Here is a 22,102-nt window from a genome sequence, read left to right as displayed (position 1 = left end):
CTGTACCCGGCCCTGATCCGGAGCGGTATGTCTTGAAGCTTTACGTCACCGGCAGCACGCCGCGCTCCGCCCGGGCGATCGAGAATGCGGGCAGACTTTGTGCGACGGTGCTGGCCGGCCGTGTCGATCTGCAGATCATCGATCTGTACCTCGATCCGGAGGCGGGCATGGAGGATCAGATCATCGCCGTTCCCACGCTAGTCAAAGTCTTTCCGCTTCCCGTACGACGCATCATTGGCGATTTGTCCGATCGCGACAAACTTTTAAGTGCACTCAGCCTGCCACTTTCCGGAGTCGACAAGCATGCCTGACCGCGAGTACGACGATCGCGAATCCAAGCTGGCAGATCTGACCCACGAAGAACTTCGGGCCAGATTGCAGGAGGCGGAGGAAGCGCTCGATGCAATCCGAAGCGGGGCGGTCGACGCCGTCGTCGGCGAGCAGAATCATTCGGCGCGCCTCTACACGCTGGTGAATGCCGACCGGCTATACCGCGAACTCATCGAGCAGATGCAGGAGGGCGCGCTGATGCTCTCCGCCGATGGCTCGGTGTTGTATGCCAACCGCGTGGTCGCCGAACTGCTGGGAAAGCAACACGCCGCCATCGTGGGGCATGCGTTCGCCCGGCATCTCGATGCCGCCGCGCTTCCCGATTACGCCAGCTTCCTGGCGACCGGAAGCACCCGGCCGGCGCGCCGTGAATTCGAACTGATCAATGACAGCGGCACGGCCATTGCCGTCTCGATTTCGCTGAGCCCGTTGCTTGTCAGCGATCTGGCGGACCAGATCATCGTGTGTGCGGTGATCACCGATCTGCGCGAGCAACGGCAGGCGGAGGCGCAGCGGCGCCAGTCGCAGAAGATGGAAGCGGTCGGCCAGTTGACCGGCGGGCTCGCGCATGATTTCAATAATCTGCTGCAGGCGATTCACGGCAATCTCGAACTGATTCAGCACATGGCCGCCGATGCGGAGAAAGTGCAGAAATGGGCGCAGAATGCGGCGCGCTCGGTGATGCGCGGGGCAAAGCTGACCGCGCAATTGCTGGCTTTCTCCCGAACCCAGCAGGTCGCGCTGTCTTCCGTGGTGGTGGACGACTTGATCACCGGCATGTCGGAGATGCTGACGAGAAGCCTGGGAACCGGTATCGACATCACGTTCGAGCTACACGCATCCGCCACCCCGGTCGTGGCCGATTCGACACAGCTCGAACTCGCATTGTTGAATCTGGCAATCAACGCCCGAGACGCCATGCCGGAGGGCGGCGCGTTGGTCATCGCTTCGCGCGTGGTCGAGATGGGCGGCGATCCCGAGTTGACGCGGGGCCGCTATGTCGAGATCGGCGTCACGGACAACGGTCACGGCATGCCCGATCATGTCCGTGCCAAGGCATTCGAGCCGTTCTTCACGACCAAGGAAATCGGTGCGGGTACCGGGCTCGGATTGGCGCAGGTGTTCGGCATTGCCCGTCAGGCAGGCGGAACTGCACGAATCGAAAGTGAAAGCGGAATCGGCACCAAGGTGACCATCCTCCTGCGACTGACGGAACCGGCGGTGGTGGCCAGCTCGTCAACCCGAGAGAAGGCGTCCGCCTATGCGACCGAGCCGAAATATGTTCTGGTGGTCGACGATGACGACGCCATTCGGACCGCACTTGTCGACTCGCTGGAAATGCTCGGCTACATCGTCGATGTCGCAGCCGATGCACCGGCGGCGCTGCAATCGCTGGATCGGCGGCAGCACGATATCGTGTTGCTGGATTACGCGATGCCACGTGTCACGGGCGGCGAGCTGGCCGTCGCGATGCGTCAGCGCTCGCCCCGATTGCCCATCGTGTTTATCACGGGATTTGCCGACAAGCTCGATTTCAGCGCGATATCCGGCCCCGAGCCTGCGGTGCTTTTGAAGCCGTTTCCACTGGAAATCCTGGCGAGCACGATCGCACGGATGTTGGTTTGACGTCGGCACGACGCATCGAGGCGTGCCGAGATCGGAATCGGCGCTTCGGCCGATCAGGGCAGGTGATTGCCGCCGGTCACCCCATAAACCTCCCCGGTCACATAACTCGATTCCTGCGAGGCGAGCAGCACGTAGATCGGCGCAAGCTCGGCCGGCTGGCCGGGGCGCTTCATCGGCGCTTCTGAGCCGAATACCTCGACTTTCTCCTGCGGCTGGCCGCCGCTCGGTTGCAGCGGCGTCCAGATCGGCCCTGGCGCGACCGCGTTGACGCGCACGCCCCGGTCGATCACCTGTTTGGCGAACGCGTGCGTGAAGGCCGTGATCGCGGCCTTGGTCGACGCGTAATCGAGCAGCCCGGGGCTCGGCTGGTAGCTCTGGATCGAGGTGGTGTTGATGATCGTGCCGCCGCGCGGCAGATGCGGCAGGGCCGCCTTGCAGAGCCAGAACATCGCGAACACGTTGGTGCGGAACGTGGCTTCGAGTTGCGCGGTGCTCAGGTCGGCGATGTGCTCCACGTACACCTGCTTGCCGGCGACGTTCACGAGAATGTCGAGGCCACCGAGCGCGCGCACGGCATCGTCGACCAGCTTCGTGCAGAACGCTTCGTCGCTGATGTCGCCAGGCAGCGCCACGGCCTTGCGGCCGGCTTCCTCGATCAAGCGGACGACCTCGCCGGCATCGGCCTCCTCATCATGTAAATAGTTCAAGGCGACGTCGGCGCCTTCCCGCGCGAAGGCGATCGCGGTGGCGCGCCCGATGCCGCTGTCGGCGCCGGTGATCAGCGCGCGACGGCCCTTGAGGCGTCCTGCGCCGCGATAGCTCTGCTCCCCGTGATCGGGCTTCGGATGCATCTCGCGGGCCAGGCCGGGCGCGGGTTGCGGCTGTCTGTCGAAGTCGGGCTGCGGATATTGCGTGAGCGGGTCCTGCATGGTGGTCTGATCGGGTTTGTCGGTCATGAGAGCGCTCCGTGTTCGGTTGGCAAGGCGGGACGCGAGGTCCGCTACGTCTGTCGATGTCAGCAACAGTCGTGCCATCGTGATCGACGGTTCACCGTTTTGCGGAGCAGATCCGGCCGGATCGAGCACGTCGCGATCGCGGCACGACGCTTGCGCATTCATCTGCGCAACCTGCGCGAGGAAGGCGGCCGGCCCCTGTCGGTGCGCCGCGCGCATGCATGGAGGAACAGCGCGATGGCGACAGTCGGAGATTTCATCGTCGAACGGCTTGCGGAGTGGGGCGTGCGGCGCATCTACGGGTATCCGGGCGACGGTATCAACGGCGTGTTCGGCGCGCTGAACCGCGCCGAGGGCAAGATCGATTTCGTGCAGGCCCGGCACGAGGAAATGGCGGCGTTCATGGCGAGCGCGCATGCAAAATTTACAGGCGAGCTGGGCGTGTGCATCGCGACGTCCGGCCCCGGCGCGTCGCATCTGATCACCGGCCTCTACGATGCCCGGCTCGATCACATGCCGGTGCTGGCGCTGGTGGGGCAGCAGGCGCGTGCCGCGCTCGGCGCGCATTATCAGCAGGAACTCGATCTGGCCGCGATGTTCAAGGATGTCGCCGGCGCGTTCGTGCAGACCGCCATGGTGCCCGCGCAGGTGCGCCATCTGATCGATCGGGCCGTGCGCACCGCGATCGCGACGCGCACCGTGACGGCGATCATATTGCCGAACGATCTCCAGCAACTCGATTACGAGCCGCCGAAGCGTGTGCATGGCACCGCGCATTCGGGCGTCGGTTATGCGCGGCCCAGGATCGTGCCCTACGAGGCCGATCTGCAGCGCGCGGCCGAGGTGCTCAATGCGGGCTCGAAGGTCGCGCTGCTGGTGGGCGCCGGCGCGCTGGGCGCGACCGACGAGGTGATCGCCGTGGCCGACCGGCTCGGCGCCGGCGCGGCGAAGGCGCTGCTCGGCAAGGCGGCGCTGCCCGACGATCTGCCGTGGGTGACGGGCTCGATCGGCCTGCTCGGCACCGAGCCGAGCAGCGAGCTGATGAACGAATGCGACACGCTGCTGATGATCGGTTCCGGTTTCCCCTACGCCGAATTCCTGCCGAAAGAGGGCAAGGCGCGTGGCGTGCAGATCGACCTGAAGGCCGACATGTTGAGCCTGCGTTATCCGATGGAGGTGAATCTGGTCGGCGATGCCGCCGAAACGCTGCGCCAGTTGCTGCCGCTGCTGAAGGAGCGCGACACGCATCCTTGGCGCGACCGGATCGCGCGCTGGAACCGGCGCTGGCACGACACGCTCGCCAAGCGCGCGCTGGCCGATGCGAGCCCCGGGCGCGGCGTGAATCCGCAGCGCGTGTTTACCGAGTTGTCGCCGAAGCTGCCCGCCGACGTGATCCTGACCAGCGACTCCGGCTCGTGCGCGAACTGGTACGCACGCGATTTGATGATCCGGCGCGGCATGATGGCATCGCTGTCGGGCGGGCTCGCGTCGATGGGAGCGGCCGTGCCATATGCGATCGCGGCGAAGTTCGCGCATCCCGCGCGGCCGGTGATCGCGGTGGTGGGCGACGGCGCGATGCAGATGAGCAACATGGCCGAACTGATCACGGTGGCGAAGTACTGGAAGCGTTGGCCGAATCCGCACTGGATCTGCATGGTGCTGAACAACGAGGATCTGAACCAGGTGACGTGGGAGCAGCGCGTGATGGAGGGCGACCCGAAGTTCGACGCGTCGCAGCAGGTGCCGAACGTGCCGTATCACAAGTTCGCGGAGCTGATCGGGCTGAAGGGGATCTACGTCGACGATCCGGCGCAGCTCGCGGCGGCCTGGGACGAGGCGCTGGCGGCCGATCGCCCGGTGGTGCTGGAAGTGAAGAGCGATCCGGAAGTGCCGCCGCTGCCGCCGCATGTCACACTGCAGCAGGCCAGGCATTTTGCCGAGACGCTGGTCAAGGGCGATCCTCGCGAACGCAGTGTCGTCGCCGATACCGCGCGGCAGGTGCTGGCGTCGGTACTGCCGGGGGGAAAGCATGATGGCAAATCGTAACGAGGCGTGTGTCGATGCGGCGTTGGTTCGGCATGGCGCAGGCAGTAAGTCGACCGCAAAGGAAATTCATCATGGGTAAGAAGGGCAGTGAAAGTGTGCAGACACTGACGCAACCGGTTGCGCTTGTCGAACTGAGCGAGAAGCTTGCCGACCTCGTGCGAACCGGCAGCCTCGACACGCGTTGTGCCGCGAAATTGCTGGACCGGCTGGAGAAGGAGGCCGCAGCCGTGGTCGACCGAGACGCGGCGTCGGAGGACGCCTTGAAGCCTGCCCTGAAGGCGTTGAAGCACGCGATCCGTGATTCGGATGCCGGCACCTTCGTGAAGGCGAGCGCCGCGCTGCGCTGATCGGCCCGCACGGTTGAACGCGGAGGCGGTGCGGCCTGCACGCCGGCATCGTGGGCGGGCGGCCGCCGGCGGGCGGTCATGTGCCGTTCCTCGCCGGCGCCGCCATCGCCGTCACCCGGCCGCGACGATCCGCACCGGGATCGACTTCGCCCCCGGCACCTTGCTGCCCTTCGCGTGATGCCAGAGCGGCAGCAGCGGATTGCACTCGGGGTAATAGCCGGCCACGCAGCCGCGCGGAATCTCGTACGGCACTACCTTCAGGCCGGCCACGCGCCGCTCGACGCCGTCATGGGCGATGGTTTCCAGCGTCACGCGCTCGTCCGTGCCGATGCCATGCGCGGCGATGTCGTCGCGATGCATGAGCAGCACCATCCGGTCGCCGTAGATGCCGCGAAACCGGTCGTCGAGGCTGTAGATCGTGGTATTGAACTGACTGTCGCCGCGCATCGTCATCAGCCGCAGCGCGCCTTCGCCGGCCGGCATGTCGGGGTCTTCGCCGAGCGATTCGGGCACCGCGAATTCGGCCCTGCCGCTGGGCGTCATCCAGCGCCGTTCGCGTGCCGGCAACGGGCGGGCGAAACCGCCGGGCGTCCACATGCGCGCGTCGAAATCGTGAAAGATCTCGGGGTAGGTGAGGGCGATCGCCTCGCGGATCAGCCGGTAGTCGTTGCGCCAGGCATCCCAGGCCACGGTGCTGCGCGCACCGAGCGTCGCCGTCGCGATGCCGGCGACGATGAACGGCTCGGAGCGCAGCGTCTCGCCGGCCGGTTCGGCCACGCCGCGCGAGCCGTGCATGCGCCCGGTGCTGTCCTCCACCGACACCGCCTGCTCGCCGCCCGCCTGCCGGTCGATCTCGATGCGGCTCAGGCATGGCAGCAGATAGGACACCGCGCCGGGCAGCAGCGCGGTGCGGTTCAGCTTGGTGGCGACGTTCACGGTCATCCGCAGGCGCCGCCAGGCCGGCTCGATGCGACCGCGATCGGGCACCGAGCGCACCAGGTTGCCGCCGAGGTTGAACACGGCGTCGACGCGCCCGTCGATCATTGCCTCGAACGCTTCCACCACGTTCATGCCGGTCTCGCGCGGCGGCTCGAAGTGGAACTGGCGGGCCAGGATGTCGAGCGGCGCCAGCGCCGGTTTTTCGGTGATGCCGACGGTGCGCTGGCCCTGCACGTTCGAGTGGCCCCGGATCGGCGAGACGCCGGCCCCGGGCTTGCCGAGATTGCCGCGCAGCATCAGGAAGTTGCAGATCATGCGGACGTTCTGCACGCCGAGCCGATGCTGCGTGATGCCCATGCCGTAATGCACGATGACCGCATTGGCGCGGCAATACAGGCGGGCGGCGCGCTCGAGTTCGGCGCGCGCGAGACCGCTTTCGCGTTCGATCGCGTGCCATGGGGTCTCGCGTACGTAGCGCGCGAACGCGTCGAAGCCGTGCGTGTGCGCATCGATGAAGGCCGTGTCCAGCACGCGCGGCGCACCGGCGGCGCGCGCCGCGTCGTCCTCGGCGATCACGGCCTTGCACAGGCCCGTCAACGCGGCGGTGTCGCCGCCGATGCGCAGCGTGTGGTATTGCGTCGAGATCTGCGTGTCGCCCGGCGTCAGCATCTCGCGCGGCGATTGCGGATTCGCGAAGCCCACCAGGCCCGGCTCGCGCAGCGGGTTGAAGGTGACGATCGGCACGCCGCGACGGCGCGCGTCCTGCAACGGATGCAGCATGCGCGGGCTGTTGGTGCCGACGTTGTGACCGAAGAAGAACATCAGGTCGGTCTGCTCGAAATCGTCGAGGCCGATGGTGCCGACGCCTGCGCCGATCGCCGCCTGCAGGCCGACGCTGCTGCTTTCGTGGCACATGTTCGAACTGTCCGGCAGGTTGTTGGTGCCGTACTGGCGCGCGAACAACTGCAGCATGTACGAGGTTTCCAGCGAGGCGCGGCCCGACGTGTAGAACACCGCGCGATCGGGCGTGGTCGCGTTCAGCTCGCGGCCGATCTCGTCGAAGGCCTGCTGCCAGCCGACCGGCAGATAGCGGTCGCTGGCCGCGTCGTAGCGCAGCGGCTCGGTCAGCCGTCCGGCCGCCTCGAGATCGTGGTCGTGCCAGCCGGCGAGTTCGGTAACGGTGTGGGCCGCGAAGAACGCGGCGCCCACCTGTTTCGACGTCATGTCCCACGCGGTGGCCTTCGCGCCGTTTTCGCAGAATTCGAACGGATGCGGGCTGGCCGGCTTGGCCCATGAGCAACTGACGCACATGAAGCCGTCCGGCTTGTTCTGCCGCATCAGCGCGGCGCCGCCCTTGCGCACCGCGTGCTCGCTCGCCAGGATCGCGACGACCGCCTTCATCGATCCCCATCCGCCCGACGCGTGCGGATAGGCCGCGTTGCGGCGTTCGGGATCGGTGTCGGGGGCGTCGCGGGTGGTGGGTTCGTCGGTATCGTGCATGGTCTGAGCTCCGGATTCGTGGGTCGTGTGCTTCAGCCGTGCACCGGGCAGCCGTTGAACGTGCCGCGATACGCCGCGGACGTTTCGTAGGCCGCCCGGCGCACGCGCATCACGCCACCGAGCGGGCGATGCGCGGCGAGGCCGTGCCACGGGCTGAAGCTCATGCCGTCGTCGATCGCCGTCGAGCGCGCGTCGGTCCAGCCCGGCTGCGGCGCCACCCGGATCGTCGCGACCGCGACATACGGGCTGACGTCCTCCGGCCACGCGACCGAGGCATCCTCCACGGGCATGGTTTCGATGTCGGTCGCCAGTTGCACGCGCAGCTCCCATTCGCCGCCGTGCCGCGCGAAGAAGGCCACCACCTCCTCGCGCAGGGCGTCCGGGCGGCCCCTCAGGTCGATCGGCGCATCCTTCAGCGCGACCAGCTCGGGCGAGACGGGCACCACGGCCAGCTTCGCGAAATACGGCCCGTACAGGCACGGCGCGCAGGTATAGAAGGTCTCGCCAAGGATGTGCGTGGCCGGATGGCCGCCCAGGTTCGTGAGCGTCGCGCTGTTGCCGCCGACGGCCTCGATCACGCGTTCGGCGCCGCGCATCACGGCCGACAGCGCCTTCTTGCCGCCCGGCGCACGGTCGGTCGTCTTCGACAGCATCTTCAGGCTGCGCACGAAGGCCTTCGGGGTGGGCGCGGAGAAGGCCGGCGCATTGACCATCACGAAATCCTGCGTGGCATGGGCCTCGCTGCCGGGCAGTCGCGCGCCGTCGACCTGCGCGATCTTCAGCGCCAGGCCGCGTGGCGTGGAGACGGCGTCGTCGAGCACGTCGCCGGGATTGGTCGACAGGCGCAGCGTCACCGGATAGGTGCCGCCCTTGCGCGCGAACACGCCGTGCGCAAGCTCGGGCGGCAGATCGGCGGCCACCGTCAGTTCGCCTTCGAGCAGGCCGTGGCTTTTGGCATGCACGCTGCGCACGGCATGCGCGTAGTCGTGCGACGTGATGTCCTGGATGTGGTTCAGGGCATCGATCAGCTCGCGCGTGGTATCGGCTTCATCGTCGGGAATCTGCTCGAACAGCGGGTCGAACGGCAGGGGGTGGATCGTCAGCGCGGTGGGGGTCATCGATGGCTCCGTCGGTGGGGTGGGCGCTTGTGCTTGCGCAAGCGCCGTACCCACGCCGGTCGTGGCGCGCGCGCCAGCCGGGCATCGAATTTGCTGAGTGCCGAAGGTTCATCGCACGCGCGAAGGCTCCCCATGATCGGCTCCGTCGGACGATCGCGGGAGTCCGGGCCGGCCGGCGCGCCGGTTGGCGCTTTTGTACACGGTGCTTGCAAATTGGTCGCCTGCCGCGTCCGACGTTTTCCATCGGATTCGCCATCGTGGGAACCGATTGCGTGCCGCGAACCACACGGGACCAGGAGGATGCAATGACAGGCACACCAGACCCACAGGCGCGCGTCGGGCCGCTGCGCCATGTCGACGACCGTCGGCCCGGTCTGACGCGGCGGCGCATGCGGGGTCGCTTCGTCTATTTCGACGTGGATGGCGGGCGCATTCGCGATGCCGACGAAATCGCGCGCATCGACGCGCTGGCCATCCCGCCGGCCTATGCGGACGTGTGGATCTGTGCCGACCCGCGCGGCCATCTCCAGGCGACCGGCCGCGATGCCCGCGGTCGCAAGCAGTATCGCTACCATCCGCTGTGGCGGGAACTTCGGGATGCCAACAAATATTCGCGGATGACCGCGTTTGCCCGGGCCTTGCCGCGAATCCGCTCGCGCGTCACGCGCGATCTGCGTCGGCCCGGCATGCCGCGCGACAAGGTGGTGGCGACCGTGGTGCGTCTGCTCGATACCACGCTGGTGCGGATCGGCAGCGCCGAATACGCACGGGACAACGCGTCCTACGGGCTGACCACGCTGCGCAAGCGCCACCTGAAGATCGCGGCCGGCGAAATGCGGCTGCGTTTTACCGGCAAGAGCGGGGTGGAGCACGACGTCACGATCGACGATCCGCGCCTGCGGCGCATGTTGCGGCGCTGCGCGGAGCTGCCCGGCCACGACCTGTTCCAGTACGTCGACGACGATGGTCAACGGCACACGGTCGGATCGGCCGATATCAACGCCTATCTGCACGAGGCGAGCGGCGCGGATTTCACGGCGAAGGACTATCGCACGTGGGCGGGCAGCGTTCACGCGCTCGGCGCGCTGCGCCGGATCGAATGGATCGACGCGGCGCAGGCGCGCAAGCAGATCGTCGAGACGGTGCGAGCGGTGGCTGCGCTGCTCTACAACACGCCCGCCGTGTGCCGACGCTGCTATATCCATCCGGTGGTGCTCGACGCGTTCGAGGCCGGCGGGCTGGCGGCGCTCGGGCCGTGCCGTGCGCGACGCGGGTTGAGGATCGACGAGGTGGCGTTTGCGGCTTTGCTGGTCAAGGCCGCGGGAAGCGCGGTATCGAAACCGGTGCAGCGGCCGCGAAGACGGGTTGGCGCGTCGGATGGCAGCAAGGGGGCCGGCCATGAGGCCCATCGATCCGCCTCGACGCGCGGCAAGCGCATGAGCGCGCCGCACGCCTGATCGCCGGGCCGGCTTGCCGCGCGTGTCGGGGGCGATGTTACGAGGCGCCGTGGTTCAGCGGGTCATCGTCATCGGTGTCGTTGAATTCCGCGAGGCGGTTGTAGATCGTCTTCAGACTGATGTCGAGCACTTCGGCCGCGTGTGTCTTGACGCCGCCGCATTGCGCCAGCGTGCCGAGGATCATGCGTCGATCGACCTCGGTGAGCGTGATGCCCAGCGGCACCGTCACGACCTCGTCGGCGGCGTCCCCGTCGCCCAATACTTCGGTCAGGATGGGCGGCGGGAGTTCGGTGATCAAATCGCTGTCGTTGAAGATGCTCGCGCGCTGCACGAAGTTGCGCAGTTCGCGCACGTTTCCCGGCCACGCGTAATTCGACAGCGCGGCCAGCGCGGCCGGGGCGAACTGCCGGTTGCGTCCGGACGCTTTGCCGTGCTGCTCGAGCAGCGCGCCGGCGAGCAACTGTATGTCGTCGCCACGCTCCCGAAGCGGTGGCAGCGCGATCGGAAAGACGTTGATTCGATGGTAGAGGTCGGCCCGCAACTTGCCGCTGGCGATCATTGCTTCAGGATCGCGATTGGTCGCCGCCACGATGCGCACGTCGACATCCACCTCTGCGGTGGCCCCCAGGCGTGATACGCATCCTGTTTCGAGCACGCGCAGCAGCTTGACCTGCAATTCGAGCGGCATCTCGGTAATTTCATCGAGAAACAAGGTGCCGCCATCCGCGCGCTCGAAGTAGCCCTGGTGCTGGCGGTCTGCGCCGGTAAAGCTGCCTTTGTCGTGGCCGAACAGTTCGCTCTCGACCAGGTTTGCCGCGATGGCGCCGCAATTGACGGCGAGGAACGGGCCGCTACGGCGGTTGCTGAGGTTGTGGACGGTTTCCGCCGCCAATTCCTTTCCGGTGCCGGATTCTCCCGTCAGCAGCACCGACGCATCCGTGCTCGCCACCCGCGTGAGGGCGTCATAGACACGCTGCATCACCGGCGAGCTGCCGAGCATGAGACCGAAGCGGCCGAGACGCTTCAGCTCGTCGCGCAACCTGGCGATCTCTTCGTGGAGCGCCGGCGTTCGGGGCACGCGCGCGAAGATGCTGTTGAGCCGGTGCATGTTCAACGGCTTGACGAGATAGTCGTTCGCACCGCATCGGATCGCATTGATTGCCGAATCCATGCTGGCGTGGCCGGTCATCACCACCTTTTCGCAGTGCGTTCCCTTGGGCAACTCGTCAAAGAGGTCCACACCTTGACCGTCGGGCAACATCAAGTCGCTCAGGATAAGGTCGGGCATGCGCCTGGCAATGAGGGCCCGGGCCTCGGCCAATGTGCCGACGGCGTCGCATGTCAGGTGCTGGGTCCGGGCGAGCGCCACGAGCATATCCCTGGAATCGGGGTCGTCTTCGACAAAGAGTACGTAGGGCATGGGCGGTGTCCATGGCGAATCACGCAGCAAGGTCGGCGGACCTCGAACTGCATCGCTTGCTGATGGAATGACCAGAAAGTCTCTGCGCCTGAGAAGGGCAGAGCGTGCCGAAGCCACGTCGTGTCGGCGTTGGCAGCCGGTCCAAACGCCGGGCCGGTGCGGCGCCCTTCCGAGAAGTGGCAACAGGCGTGCTACCTATCGGAAGTCTACAAAAAGTGGATCGGAAATGGCAAGCCGGGCAGCTCGGCTATCCGCCGGCCAGGCCACGCAATTGTCTTCCCGACAGCGCATTCTTCGCTGCTACCATGCGCGGCAACATCATGAAGGAAACAGGAGCGAGCAAGATGAATCTGGATACGGCAGGCAAAAGCCGTAGCGTCGCCACCCTCTTGACGCTGTCCGGAGGCTTTCTCGACGCTTATGCCTACGTTGGCCACGGCGGCGTGTTCGCAAACGCCATGACCGGGAACGTGGCACTCCTTGGCATCCAGATATCAGCCGGCAACTGGGTTCAGGCGCAACGACACGTCCCGCCACTCGTCGCCTTCGTACTTGCGGTATTCGTCGTCCATCTGTTGCGACTCGACATCGTGGCCAACGTGATTCGGCGTCCCGCCTTGGTCTGCCTTTTACTCGAGATTCTCTTTCTGACGGTAGCCGCCAGTGGCGTGTGTGGACGCGCGGAACTGTGGTTGATCCCGGGCATCACGTTCGTCGCCACCATGCAGACCTTGTCGTTTACGCATGTCGAGAATCTTGCGTACTCTTCAATGATGACGACCGGCAACCTTCGCGGCGCGGCGAAAAGTCTTCTCGAAGGACTCATTCCAAGATACGACAAGTTGGCGCTGCACAACGCATCGTTGCTCGGCGGCGCGAGCTTGAGCTTCTTCGCCGGCGCCGTGTTCGGAGGGCTCGCCACCCGGCTGATGCGCGATATGGCGTTATGGTTTGCCGTTGCGCTTCTGTTGGGCGCACTTTTCCGGATGGCACAACTGGCGCGCAGCGGCGCCGGCGGTGGGGAAAATCAAGCGGGGAATCGATAATCGCCCCGTCTCGTGCGCAAGCAGGAATCTGAATACCTGCTCGATCCGGGGGCGTCCATATCTGTTCGATCAATCTGTTGCGGGAGATGCGCTACCTCCTCGTTACCCGAACCTGGGCATCACGGTCATTTATTTTTTAGCCGGAAAACCTTGCTCTATGTGTTGGGGGTTGTCAGCATGCGAGTGGCTCGACATTGGATGCCTATGGAAATGTCGTTAATGCGGTGGACTCCATTGGCGATATTGCGAATGGTTTTCCGGCCGGATCGCATAATCAGGTCAAACTCCGGATCGGAGTGTTGAATAAGTTTTAGGGTGCGGCGGCTGTAACCTGGCATTATCAATAACCAAGTATTCCTCCAAGGCGAAATAACAGGTTATTTCGCGTTCCGTGAAAATCTTCCTGCATCGTTCATTCGGCATGGCACGACGAACCGCGTTTCGCGTGCATTGCCGCGCACCGCTTTCGTCGGCCGCCGACCGGGCTCGCGTCGGGCTGCCCGGCCATGAGCGTCGGGCGTTCTTCCGCGCTCGGACGCAGGTATGCCTTCCTCATTTCAATTCCCTTTCCTATCAAGAGTATTGAACTTGATAATTAATCATTGGCTTAAGAAAATTGTTTAAGCACTCCATGAAGAGGTGCGGGTGAATTGTGCGTGGGTGGTTCGGCAGGCAAGATTGGTGTGATGAATCTGATTTGAAAGAATTCAAGGTAAACATCCAAAAGCAATTACTAAACTTGATTTGAATTGATCTGCTATCTACTGAAGATAGGAACTAAATGGATGAGAAAAAATGAGGATGACCGTAGATGAAAAATGTTTAACTTTCGAAAGGATGCTTTTAAAATTCCGCTGCTGTATTGTCCGCTTTCATGCCTTTTTCCTTTATAGGATTGCGCATCAAGCAAAGATTATTTAACAGACTATTGGGTGGAGCGTGCAATGATCAGATGTGTTCGAATCTGGACCGGCAGTGATGGCGACTCGCTGTTCGAGGAAGGCTTGATCGATCTCCCGAAGGGAGAGCGGGGCGACGTGCTGAGCGAAACCGTCGACGTGGTGTCCATCTCGTTTCGCGAGACACGTGCGGGTGGGGCTTTCGAATGGCACGACGCACCTGCTCGCCAGTTCGTCATCACGCTGAGCGGCACGCTCGAGTTCACCACGCGATCGGGTGCGACATTTACCATCGCGCCAGGCGATGTGCTGCTTGCCGAGGACACGACGGGAAGCGGCCACCGCTGGAGGCTCGTGGACGACGAGCCGTGGCGGCGCGCGTATGTGATCTTCACGCCGTTCTCCACCCCCTGTTTCGTAAAAAAAGACTAGTTATCTGGTCGACGGAGTTTCAGATGAGTATTGAGAATACGTTTAGGAATGCAGATGTCGTTCTGATCGGCGCCGGCATCATGGGCGCGACTGTGGGTACGGTGCTGAAGGAACTCGATCCGTCACTGTCGGTGGTGATGTTCGAAACCTTGCACGACTGCGCGCTCGAAAGCTCGGATGGTTGGAATAATGCGGGCACCGGGCACGCCGCCAATTGCGAGCTGAATTACACCCCCGAGCTGCCCGATGGCAGTGTCGACATCGCCAAGGCGCTCGAAGTCAATGTTCAGTTTGATACGTCCCGGCAGCTGTGGGCCCACCTGGTCAAGACCGGGAAAATAGCCGATCCCGCGGCGTTCATCCACGCGTGTCCGCATATGAGTTTCGTCACCGGCGAGGCTAATCGGACATTCCTGCGCGAGCGCTTTCGAGCGATGTCCTCGCATCATTGCTACGCCGGCATGGAGTACAGCGAGGACAGCAAGCAGATTGCCGAATGGGCACCGTTGCTGATGGAGGGGCGCGATCCGGCAACGCCGTTGGCCGCGACCCGCATGGCGAGCGGCTCCGATGTCGACTACGGCGCGCTGACCCACTTGCTCGTGGCGCAACTGGCCGGCCAGTCAGGATTCTCGGTGCATTACCAGCATCGCGTCGTGGGCCTGGCGCGTCACGAAAGTGGTGCCTGGCAGGTCGAGGTGGAAAATCGCGAAACTGGCGAAATCAGCATCACGCTGGCGAAATTCGTATTCATCGGCGCCGGCGGTGCATCGATCGAACTGCTGCAGAAATCGGGCATTCCGGAAGGGCACGGTTACGGCGGGTTTCCGGTCAGCGGGGTATGGCTGCGCTGTGACGTCGACGCCGTTGCGCAACGTCACCACGCCAAAGTTTACGGCAAGGCGGCCCATGGATCGCCGCCGATGTCCGTACCGCATCTGGACACCCGGGTGGTCGGCGGCAAGCGCTCGGTTCTGTTTGGGCCTTATGCCGGGTTCTCGACCAAGTTTCTCAAGGAGGGCTCCTATTTCGATTTGTTCAAGTCGGTGCGGCCCGCCAACATTCTGCCCATGCTCGACGTTGCGCGACACAGCCTGCAACTCGAAGAGTATCTGGTCGGGCAGATCGTTCAGACGCCGCATCAGATGTTCGAAACCCTGCAGGGCTTTTATCCCGGCGCCAGAGAGGAAGACTGGACCGAGGCGGTGGCCGGCCAACGTGTCCAGATCATCAAGTCCAATGGCAAGGGCGGTGGCGAACTGGAGTTCGGCACCGAACTCGTCGCATCGCAAGACAAGTCGATCGTGGCCTTGATGGGTGCATCGCCCGGCGCGTCGACGGCGGCCCATATCGCGCTCGAAGTGCTGCGTACCTGCTTCTCCGATCGAATGACGGATGGCGATTGGCTGCCGCGCCTGAAGCAGATCATCCCGACTTACGGGGTCGATCTGAAGCAAGACGGCGAGGCATGCCGAGAAACCCGCGCCCATACCGCGGCGGTGCTCGGGCTGGAAAACGTTTGACGCGGCAGTGTGCGTGAGTTTCGACCCGGCCGATGAACTGGCAACGCGTTCCATTCGCACTGCGAATGTTCTTCGCGCCGGGGAAAGCCGTGATGCCGGTTACCGCAATTTCGATATCAATCAACGCAGACGTAGGTGGCGCTCGCCACGAATCTACGTGGACACAGCACGACTTGCCTCTGCTCGGGCGGCTGTCCGGCTGGAAATCGGCTCAAGGAAGCCATATGAACCTCACCGCACTCATGCTGTCGCGAATCCAGTTCGCGGCAACCGTGTCGTTTCACATCATTTTTCCAGCTTTCACGGTAGGGCTGGCTGCGTGGCTCTGTGTGCTGGAGGGGATGTCGCTGACGACAGGGCGCCCAACCTATCGTCGTCTGTTTGATTTCTGGCGCGGCATATTCGCGGTTGCGTTCGCGATGGGGGTGGTGTCGGGCATCGTCATGGCGTTTCAGTTCGGCACCAACTGGAGTGAACTCTCACGGCGAACCGGTGCGATCCAGGGGCCGCTGCTGGCCTATGAAACGTTCAGTGCGTTCGCGTTGGAGGCGAGCTTTTTCGGCATGGTGATGTTCGGCCGGAACCGCTTGCCTCGATGGCTCTACTTCTTTTCCTGTCTGATGATGGCGCTCGGTACGACCTTGTCCTCGTTCTGGATCATGGTCAACAACAGTTGGATGCAATACCCGGTTGGTTTCGTGATGGACGCGAAGGGGGTTTTCACGCCGACCGACTGGCCGGCCATCATCTTCAGCCCAGTGATGCTCGTGCGCTTCCCGCACATGCTGCTCGCCGCCTATCTCACGTCGGCGTTCTGCATCGCCGCCACCGGTGCGTGGCACACCCTGAAAGGGCAGTTCGAAGCCGAGTCGCGCACCATGATGCGCATGTCGCTTGGTCTGGCTGCCGTGCTGGTGCCGTGTCAGTTGTTGTTCGGGCACCTGGTCGGCGACTATACGCACGATAAACAGCCCACCAAGTTCGCGGCGATAGAAGCGCGCTGGCACGACGAGCAACCGGCGGCGGAAGTATTGATCGCCTGGCCCAACGAGAAGACCGAATCGAACGATTACGCGATCAGCATCCCTTACCTGGGTAGCCTGATCGGCTCGATGAGCCTCACGTCAAAAGAGGTCGGGCTGACCGATTGGCCGAAAGCGAATCGCCCTCCGGTGGCCATCCCATTTTTCGCATTCCGAATCATGGTCGCGTGTGGGCTGCTGATGCTGGCACTCGCCTGGTACGGGAGTTGGCAGGTGGTACGCAAGCGTGCTCAGGTCAGCCGTTGGTTGCTCCGGACGATTTTCCTGTCCTTTCCCGTTGGCTTCATCGCGACCTTGACGGGTTGGTTTACCGCCGAAGTGGGCCGACAACCCTGGACGGTGTTCGGTCAATTGCGTACCGCGGAGGCTGTCACCCCGACTTTGAGCAGTCCGGAAGTCGGCGCCACATTGATCCTCTTCTCGGTCATATACAGCGTGATCTTCCTGTTCGGCACGATCTACATCTATCGCTTGCTCAAGCGTGGCCCAGCCAGTGTTTCTGCACCGGCAGCAGCGGGAACGAACCCGAGACGTCCTTTATCGCTGGCGAGCGAGAACATCGACTCGAATCGCAAATCGGAGACGCTCGCATGATGCTCGATTTCTGGGTTGCGGTGCTTGTTCTGACCACATTTCTGTACGTATCGCTCGACGGTTTCGACTTGGGCGTCGGCATGTTGCTTCCATGGGTTCGAGACGCGTCGGAGCGGGACCGCATGCTGGCGTCGATCGCACCCGTGTGGGATGGCAACGAGACCTGGCTCGTCATGAGCGCGACGGTCATGTTCGCGGTATTTCCGCTGTTTTACGCGACGTTGTTGTCGGCCTTTTATTTGCCTCTGATGGTCATGTTGGCCGGGCTGATTTTCCGAGGCGTTGCCTTTGAATTCCGTGACCGAAGCACGCGCACCCGGCCGTTGTGGGACAAGGGATTCATGATCGGATCCTACGTCGTGGCTTTCATGCAAGGCACGACCGCGGGCGCGCTGGCAAATGGTCTGCCGATGAACGGGCACGATTACATCGGCGGCGCTTTTGGCTGGCTGTCGCCCTTTGCGTTGTTCTGTGGCTTGGGCTTGTGTTTGGGATACGCGCTGATCGGCGCCGCCTGGCTCGCCTACAAGTCGCGCCGCACCACGCAACAACTGGCCTTTCAACTGCTGCCGCGCCTGCTGATGGGGGTATTGGGATTTCTTGCGGTGGCGTTCGTCGCGACCTTGCTCAGAAACACGCTCCTCATGCAGCGCTGGATCGATCACCCGACACTGTTTCTGTTTCCGATTGAAGCCCTGGTGATCAGTGCGTTGATGGCAAGGGCGATCGGCGCGCGTCGGGAGTTGGCCCCGTTCCTTCTCACCGTGGCGTTGTTTGCCGTTGGGCTCGGTACGTTCGTCGCGTCGTTCTATCCGTACCTGATTCCGTTCGCCATGACGACCACCGAAGCCGCAGCGCCACAGTCGAGCCAGTCGTTTCTGTTCTGGGGGGCGGGTGTCTTCGTGCTGCCGATCACGATTTTATACACGATGTTCATTTACTTCACCTTCAAGGGGAAGGTGCAAGTGAATGGTGAAGAGTACTGACCTTCTCTATCAAGGAACACTGAACATGACGAACGCCAACCTCGGCCACCCCGTCCTGGCGGACATTGCAATCGGCCTCAATGCCTCGGGCACCCGCGAGGAATTCGACAGCATGGGCAAGGTGTCGGTGCCCGCCGAAAAATACTGGGGCGCGCAGACGCAGCGCTCGCTCGAGCATTTCTCGATCGGCGACGACCGGATGCCCAAGGCGGTCTATCACGCCTATGGCACGGTGAAGAAGGCATGTGCCCTGGTCAACCAGGCGGCCGGGCGGCTGCCCGACTGGAAAGCCCAGGCCATCGTTCATGCCGCCGACGAAGCGATCGCCGGCCGACTCGATGCGCATTTCCCGCTTTATGTGTGGCAGACCGGGTCGGGCACCCAGTCCAACATGAACGTGAACGAAGTGCTGTCGAACCGCGCGATTCAATTGCTGGGCGGCACGCTCGGCACGCAGCAGCCGGTGGGCCCCAACGACGACGTCAACATGGGCCAGTCATCCAACGACAGTTTCCCCACCGCGATGCATATCGCCGCCGTCACCGTGATCGACGAGCGTCTCGTGCCGGCCCTGAGCCGGCTCGCCGCCACCATCGAACGCAAGGCAAGCGGGTGGATGAACGTGATCAAGGTGGGGCGTACCCACCTGGAAGACGCGACGCCGCTGTCGGTCGGGCAGGAATGGTCGGGGTGGGCCGCGCAGCTGCGGGCCTGCATCGCGGAGATCGAACGCAGCCGCGAAGGGCTCTACGAACTGGCGCTCGGCGGCACCGCGGTCGGCACCGGCCTCAATGCGCCGGCGGGATTTTCGAAGAATGTGGCGGCGAAGATTGCCGAGCTGACGGGAAAGCCGTTCGTGACGGCGCCGAACAAATTCATGGCGCAGGGCTCGCTGGACGCCATGGTGCGCGCCTCCGCGGCGCTGCGCGGCGCAGCGGTGTCGCTCATGAAGATCGCCAACGACATGCGCTGGCTGGCGTCGGGGCCGCGTTGCGGGCTGGGGGAATTGAAGCTGCCGGCCAACGAACCCGGTTCGTCGATCATGCCGGGCAAGGTCAATCCGACTCAATGCGAAGCGATGGTCATGATCTCGATCCAGGTGATCGGCGAGGACACGGCGGTCGCCTTTGCGGGGAGCCAGGGCAATTTCGAGCTGAACGCGATGCGGCCGATCATCATCAACAACTTCCTGCACTGCGCGACGATTCTGGCCGATGGCTGCGAAAAGTTCCGGACCTATTCCGTGGAAGGAACCGATCTCGATCACGACAGGATTCAGGCTTACCTGGACAACAACCTGATGCTGGTGACGGCACTGTCGCCGGTGATCGGTTATCAGAACGCCGCGCATATCGCCGAGGACGCGCAGGCCACCGGCTCCACGTTGAAGGCCGCGGCGCTCAAATCGGGCAAGGTCAGCGAATCCGACTACGAGAAGTTCATCAACCCCGCCGCCATGATCGGTGAGGGCACCGGGGGCGCTTGATAAACGGTGGTCACTTCGTTGCCTCCCGATCAGGAAGGCGTGTGGCGGGTTGGCTTCGCGACTTACGACCATGTTCATGCTCAAATCGCTTCGTAACCAACTCATCCTCGCCATTGGCGTGATGATCAGTTTGCTTGCATTGATGCAAGGCGCGAGCTCGTACCACTTTTTGAAAGCCGGTACGGCCGCGCTGCTCGACCGGCGCATGGCCTCTCTGGCCATCCGCCTTCGGCTCGATTTCGACACGCGCAGCGTGACGTTTTTTCGGGTTTCCACGCCCCCGGACAAGCATGACCTCGTCATCGTCGTATGGAAAGACGACGAATCGAAACCCGTCTATTCCAACAACCCGGATTTGCTGTTGCCGCGTGACGCGCGGCTCGGTTTCACCAACCCGACTCTGTTCGGAGAGAAGTGGCGGCTCTACACGCGCAGCCGCCCCGGCCAGCGGGTCCAGATTGCGCAACGGATGTCGGCAAGGGCAGAAATGGAGACGCGGTTGGCGACCTACTCGCTCTGGCCGATCGTCGTGCTGATTCCCTTCGTTTGGATCGCGGTGCCGATCGTCGTGAGCCGGTCGTTGCGACAGGTGAATCGGCTCGGCAATACGGTATGCGCCATCGACGTGAACTGTCTGGAAGCGTTGCCGCTGACTCGGGTGCCCGATGAACTGCTGCCCTTCATCCGGTCCATCAATCTGATGATCGAACGTCTCGCTCGATCGATCGAAACCGAGCGCCAGTTTATCGACAATGCCGCCCACGAGCTGCGAACGCCCATCACCGCCTTGCAATTGCAGGCCGACAATCTGCAACACGAGATCGGATTGGGCAGTCTGGAGCGCTTTCGCGAACTGCAAAGCGGCATCACACGCAGCAGTAACCTGATTTCTCAACTGCTGCGACTGGCTCGTGCCGATACGCCGCTGTTGGGCAAGTCGATGCCGTCGGCGATGGCGAGCATCGACGTTGGCCCGACCATCGTGAATGCCATTGCCGATGTGTTGCCGACGGCAATACAACGACGGATCGATATCGGCGCAGACGAAATGACCGATGCGCGAGTGCGCATGCTCGAGCTGGATATCGACACGGTGGTCAGGAACCTGGTCGGGAATGCCGTGCGATATACGCCGGACGGCGGCAGGATCGATGTATCGACCCACGTACGGGGCAAGACGGTCGATATCACGGTCAAGGACAGCGGGCCGGGCATCGATCCCAAACTGCTGCCGCGCGTGTTCGATCGTTTCTTTCGCGCCGATGTCGGCGGCGACGGCAGCGGCTTGGGTCTGGCGATCGTCAGGGCCATCGTGACTCGCTACGACGGGACGGTGCAACTGCACAATCGCAGCGACGGGCAGTCCGGAATCATCGCCATGGTGAGCTTGCCGATGGAACGTGATGGCGCCGCCTGAGGCCCCACCGATCCCGCGGGATTCGGCCGTTCATGGTGTTTTTCAAGGTAATGGAAATGCGAGTTTTGCTAATCGAAGACGATGTACAGATCGGTCAAGGCCTGCTGCGCGCATTGAAGAATGCCGATATCAGCGTGGACTGGGTACGTGATGGGGTGGCCGGGCTACGTGCCACCGACGACGCGGAGTACAGCGTCGTGCTGCTCGATCTGGGTTTGCCCGGCATGGACGGCATGGAACTGCTGAAATCATTGCGAAAGGCGGGCAAGGCCGTGCCGGTTCTGATCCTGACGGCGAAGGATGATCTCGATTCACGGGTCGAAGGCCTCGATGTCGGGGCAGACGACTATATGTTGAAGCCGCTTGCGGTTCCCGAACTGCTGGCACGAATTCGTGCCGTGATCCGGCGGAAGGCGGGCTATGCCTCCTCTCGCCTCGGCAACGAATCCTTCAGCCTCGACATGGACAAACGCACACTGACGTGCAATGGCAGCACGTCGGTGTTGTCCGCACGCGAGTTCTCGCTGATGTTGGCGTTTCTCGAGCGGCCGGGAACGATCCTGTCGCGCGGGCAGCTTGAAGACCGCCTGTATGGCTGGGGAAAAGAGGTCGAGAGCAATGCGATCGACGCCCTGATTCATTCGGTGCGAAAGAAGTTCGGTGGGTCCGTGATTCGCAATGTGCGCGGACTCGGGTGGACCGTGATGCTCGACGATGTCGGCAACGACCTGACGTTGGCTCACTGACGTACTTCCCGGATCGCTCATTCTGCGCTCATTCTTCAACGATACGATATGTTGTATCGACGCACTGTCAGGGTAGTGAGCGATCCTTGAAACGTGAGTTTTTTGAGGATCGTATCGCCGGGTACGGCCCTGGGCATGTCATCGCTGAAGCATGATGGGTAGCGATCAATCAATTGATCAGGATAACGATTGAT

Annotated in this window: 17 protein-coding genes; 13 read left to right on the top strand and 4 right to left on the bottom strand. The window is 63.3% G+C overall.

The window, feature by feature from the left end; genetic code table 11:
• Positions 1-32 precede the first annotated feature (32 nt).
• Together ACYP33_RS21860 and ACYP33_RS21855 are read left to right on the top strand one after the other, a co-directional pair.
• Positions 33-311 (top strand): circadian clock KaiB family protein, encoded by a 279-nt coding sequence (locus ACYP33_RS21860; RefSeq protein ID WP_414444698.1) that lies wholly within the window; start codon positions 33-35, stop codon positions 309-311.
• Positions 304-1,956: a response regulator gene (locus ACYP33_RS21855; protein WP_459623893.1), complete on the top strand. Its 1,653-nt coding sequence runs from the start codon at positions 304-306 to the stop codon at positions 1,954-1,956. The genes ACYP33_RS21860 and ACYP33_RS21855 overlap by 8 nt, the downstream gene beginning before the upstream one ends.
• 53 nt (positions 1,957-2,009) lie before the next feature.
• Here the strand turns inward: ACYP33_RS21855 and ACYP33_RS21850 are convergent, their stop codons facing one another.
• Positions 2,010-2,912 carry an SDR family oxidoreductase gene (locus ACYP33_RS21850; RefSeq protein ID WP_459623936.1) on the bottom strand — a complete coding sequence of 301 codons (903 nt, stop codon included), beginning with the start codon at positions 2,910-2,912 and terminating at the stop codon, positions 2,010-2,012.
• Between the two features lie 234 nt (positions 2,913-3,146).
• Between ACYP33_RS21850 and ACYP33_RS21845 the strand changes: the two genes are divergently transcribed.
• On the top strand, positions 3,147-4,955 hold the full coding sequence (locus ACYP33_RS21845) for a thiamine pyrophosphate-requiring protein (protein WP_459623892.1): 1,809 nt from the start codon (positions 3,147-3,149) through the stop codon (positions 4,953-4,955).
• Positions 4,956-5,026: 71 nt separating this feature from the next.
• A complete protein-coding gene (locus ACYP33_RS21840) occupies positions 5,027-5,302 on the top strand; it encodes a hypothetical protein (protein WP_414449766.1) in 276 nt (91 codons plus the stop codon).
• Positions 5,303-5,413: 111 nt separating this feature from the next.
• On the opposite strand, the gene ACYP33_RS21835 is transcribed toward ACYP33_RS21840, so the two are convergent.
• Both ACYP33_RS21835 and ACYP33_RS21830 read right to left on the bottom strand, forming a co-directional pair.
• On the bottom strand, positions 5,414-7,741 hold the full coding sequence (locus ACYP33_RS21835) for an FdhF/YdeP family oxidoreductase (protein WP_459623891.1): 2,328 nt from the start codon (positions 7,739-7,741) through the stop codon (positions 5,414-5,416).
• Between the two features lie 32 nt (positions 7,742-7,773).
• Positions 7,774-8,859: a catalase family protein gene (locus tag ACYP33_RS21830; protein WP_459623890.1), complete on the bottom strand. Its 1,086-nt coding sequence runs from the start codon at positions 8,857-8,859 to the stop codon at positions 7,774-7,776.
• Positions 8,860-9,164: 305 nt separating this feature from the next.
• Between ACYP33_RS21830 and ACYP33_RS21825 the strand changes: the two genes are divergently transcribed.
• Positions 9,165-10,316: a DNA topoisomerase IB gene (locus ACYP33_RS21825; protein WP_459623935.1), complete on the top strand. Its 1,152-nt coding sequence runs from the start codon at positions 9,165-9,167 to the stop codon at positions 10,314-10,316.
• 37 nt (positions 10,317-10,353) lie between these two features.
• On the opposite strand, the gene ACYP33_RS21820 is transcribed toward ACYP33_RS21825, so the two are convergent.
• A complete protein-coding gene (locus tag ACYP33_RS21820; protein ID WP_459623889.1) occupies positions 10,354-11,736 on the bottom strand; it encodes a sigma-54-dependent transcriptional regulator in 1,383 nt (460 codons plus the stop codon).
• A 104-nt stretch (positions 11,737-11,840) separates the two neighbouring features.
• Between ACYP33_RS21820 and ACYP33_RS21815 the strand changes: the two genes are divergently transcribed.
• The 8 genes from ACYP33_RS21815 (at position 11,841) to ACYP33_RS21780 (ending at position 21,908) form a co-directional block, all read left to right on the top strand.
• Positions 11,841-12,782 (top strand): YoaK family protein, encoded by a 942-nt coding sequence (locus ACYP33_RS21815; protein ID WP_459623888.1) that lies wholly within the window; start codon positions 11,841-11,843, stop codon positions 12,780-12,782.
• A gap of 944 nt (positions 12,783-13,726) precedes the next feature.
• The gene (locus ACYP33_RS21810; RefSeq protein ID WP_414444708.1) at positions 13,727-14,113 is read left to right on the top strand and encodes a cupin domain-containing protein; all 387 of its coding nucleotides are present in this window, start codon (positions 13,727-13,729) and stop codon (positions 14,111-14,113) included.
• Between the two features lie 23 nt (positions 14,114-14,136).
• Positions 14,137-15,636, top strand: coding sequence for a malate dehydrogenase (quinone) (mqo, locus tag ACYP33_RS21805; protein ID WP_459623887.1), 1,500 nt, complete (start codon positions 14,137-14,139; stop codon positions 15,634-15,636).
• 224 nt (positions 15,637-15,860) lie between these two features.
• Complete coding sequence (locus ACYP33_RS21800; protein ID WP_459623886.1) at positions 15,861-17,273, top strand: cytochrome ubiquinol oxidase subunit I; 1,413 nt, start codon at positions 15,861-15,863, stop codon at positions 17,271-17,273.
• Positions 17,270-18,259 (top strand): cytochrome d ubiquinol oxidase subunit II, encoded by a 990-nt coding sequence (gene cydB, locus ACYP33_RS21795; RefSeq protein WP_459623885.1) that lies wholly within the window; start codon positions 17,270-17,272, stop codon positions 18,257-18,259. The genes ACYP33_RS21800 and cydB overlap by 4 nt, the downstream gene beginning before the upstream one ends.
• A gap of 25 nt (positions 18,260-18,284) precedes the next feature.
• Positions 18,285-19,745, top strand: a complete 1,461-nt coding sequence (fumC, locus tag ACYP33_RS21790; RefSeq protein WP_459623884.1) for a class II fumarate hydratase — start codon at positions 18,285-18,287, stop codon at positions 19,743-19,745.
• Between the two features lie 76 nt (positions 19,746-19,821).
• Entirely contained in the window at positions 19,822-21,162 is a 1,341-nt protein-coding gene (locus ACYP33_RS21785; protein ID WP_459623883.1) for a sensor histidine kinase, read from the top strand.
• Positions 21,163-21,218: 56 nt separating this feature from the next.
• The gene (locus ACYP33_RS21780) at positions 21,219-21,908 is read left to right on the top strand and encodes a response regulator transcription factor (RefSeq protein WP_459623934.1); all 690 of its coding nucleotides are present in this window, start codon (positions 21,219-21,221) and stop codon (positions 21,906-21,908) included.
• Positions 21,909-22,102 lie beyond the last annotated feature (194 nt).

Source organism: Burkholderia sp. 3C, from assembly GCF_054589155.1.
This window is presented reverse-complemented; position numbering and strand designations above follow the sequence as displayed.

Bases quoted from the DNA above. Each gene is read 5' to 3' on its own strand.
- ACYP33_RS21780 (WP_459623934.1), top strand. From the start codon at position 21,219: ATGCGAGTTTTGCTAATCGAAGACGATGTACAGATCGGTCAAGGCCTG.
- ACYP33_RS21835 (WP_459623891.1), bottom strand. From the start codon at position 7,741: ATGCACGATACCGACGAACCCACCACCCGCGACGCCCCCGACACCGAT.
- ACYP33_RS21850 (WP_459623936.1), bottom strand. From the start codon at position 2,912: ATGACCGACAAACCCGATCAGACCACCATGCAGGACCCGCTCACGCAA.
- fumC (WP_459623884.1), top strand. From the start codon at position 18,285: ATGACGAACGCCAACCTCGGCCACCCCGTCCTGGCGGACATTGCAATC.
- ACYP33_RS21830 (WP_459623890.1), bottom strand. From the start codon at position 8,859: ATGACCCCCACCGCGCTGACGATCCACCCCCTGCCGTTCGACCCGCTG.
- ACYP33_RS21785 (WP_459623883.1), top strand. From the start codon at position 19,822: ATGCTCAAATCGCTTCGTAACCAACTCATCCTCGCCATTGGCGTGATG.
- ACYP33_RS21800 (WP_459623886.1), top strand. From the start codon at position 15,861: ATGAACCTCACCGCACTCATGCTGTCGCGAATCCAGTTCGCGGCAACC.
- ACYP33_RS21825 (WP_459623935.1), top strand. From the start codon at position 9,165: ATGACAGGCACACCAGACCCACAGGCGCGCGTCGGGCCGCTGCGCCAT.
- ACYP33_RS21855 (WP_459623893.1), top strand. From the start codon at position 304: ATGCCTGACCGCGAGTACGACGATCGCGAATCCAAGCTGGCAGATCTG.
- cydB (WP_459623885.1), top strand. From the start codon at position 17,270: ATGATGCTCGATTTCTGGGTTGCGGTGCTTGTTCTGACCACATTTCTG.
- ACYP33_RS21845 (WP_459623892.1), top strand. From the start codon at position 3,147: ATGGCGACAGTCGGAGATTTCATCGTCGAACGGCTTGCGGAGTGGGGC.
- mqo (WP_459623887.1), top strand. From the start codon at position 14,137: ATGAGTATTGAGAATACGTTTAGGAATGCAGATGTCGTTCTGATCGGC.
- ACYP33_RS21840 (WP_414449766.1), top strand. From the start codon at position 5,027: ATGGGTAAGAAGGGCAGTGAAAGTGTGCAGACACTGACGCAACCGGTT.
- ACYP33_RS21820 (WP_459623889.1), bottom strand. From the start codon at position 11,736: ATGCCCTACGTACTCTTTGTCGAAGACGACCCCGATTCCAGGGATATG.
- ACYP33_RS21810 (WP_414444708.1), top strand. From the start codon at position 13,727: ATGATCAGATGTGTTCGAATCTGGACCGGCAGTGATGGCGACTCGCTG.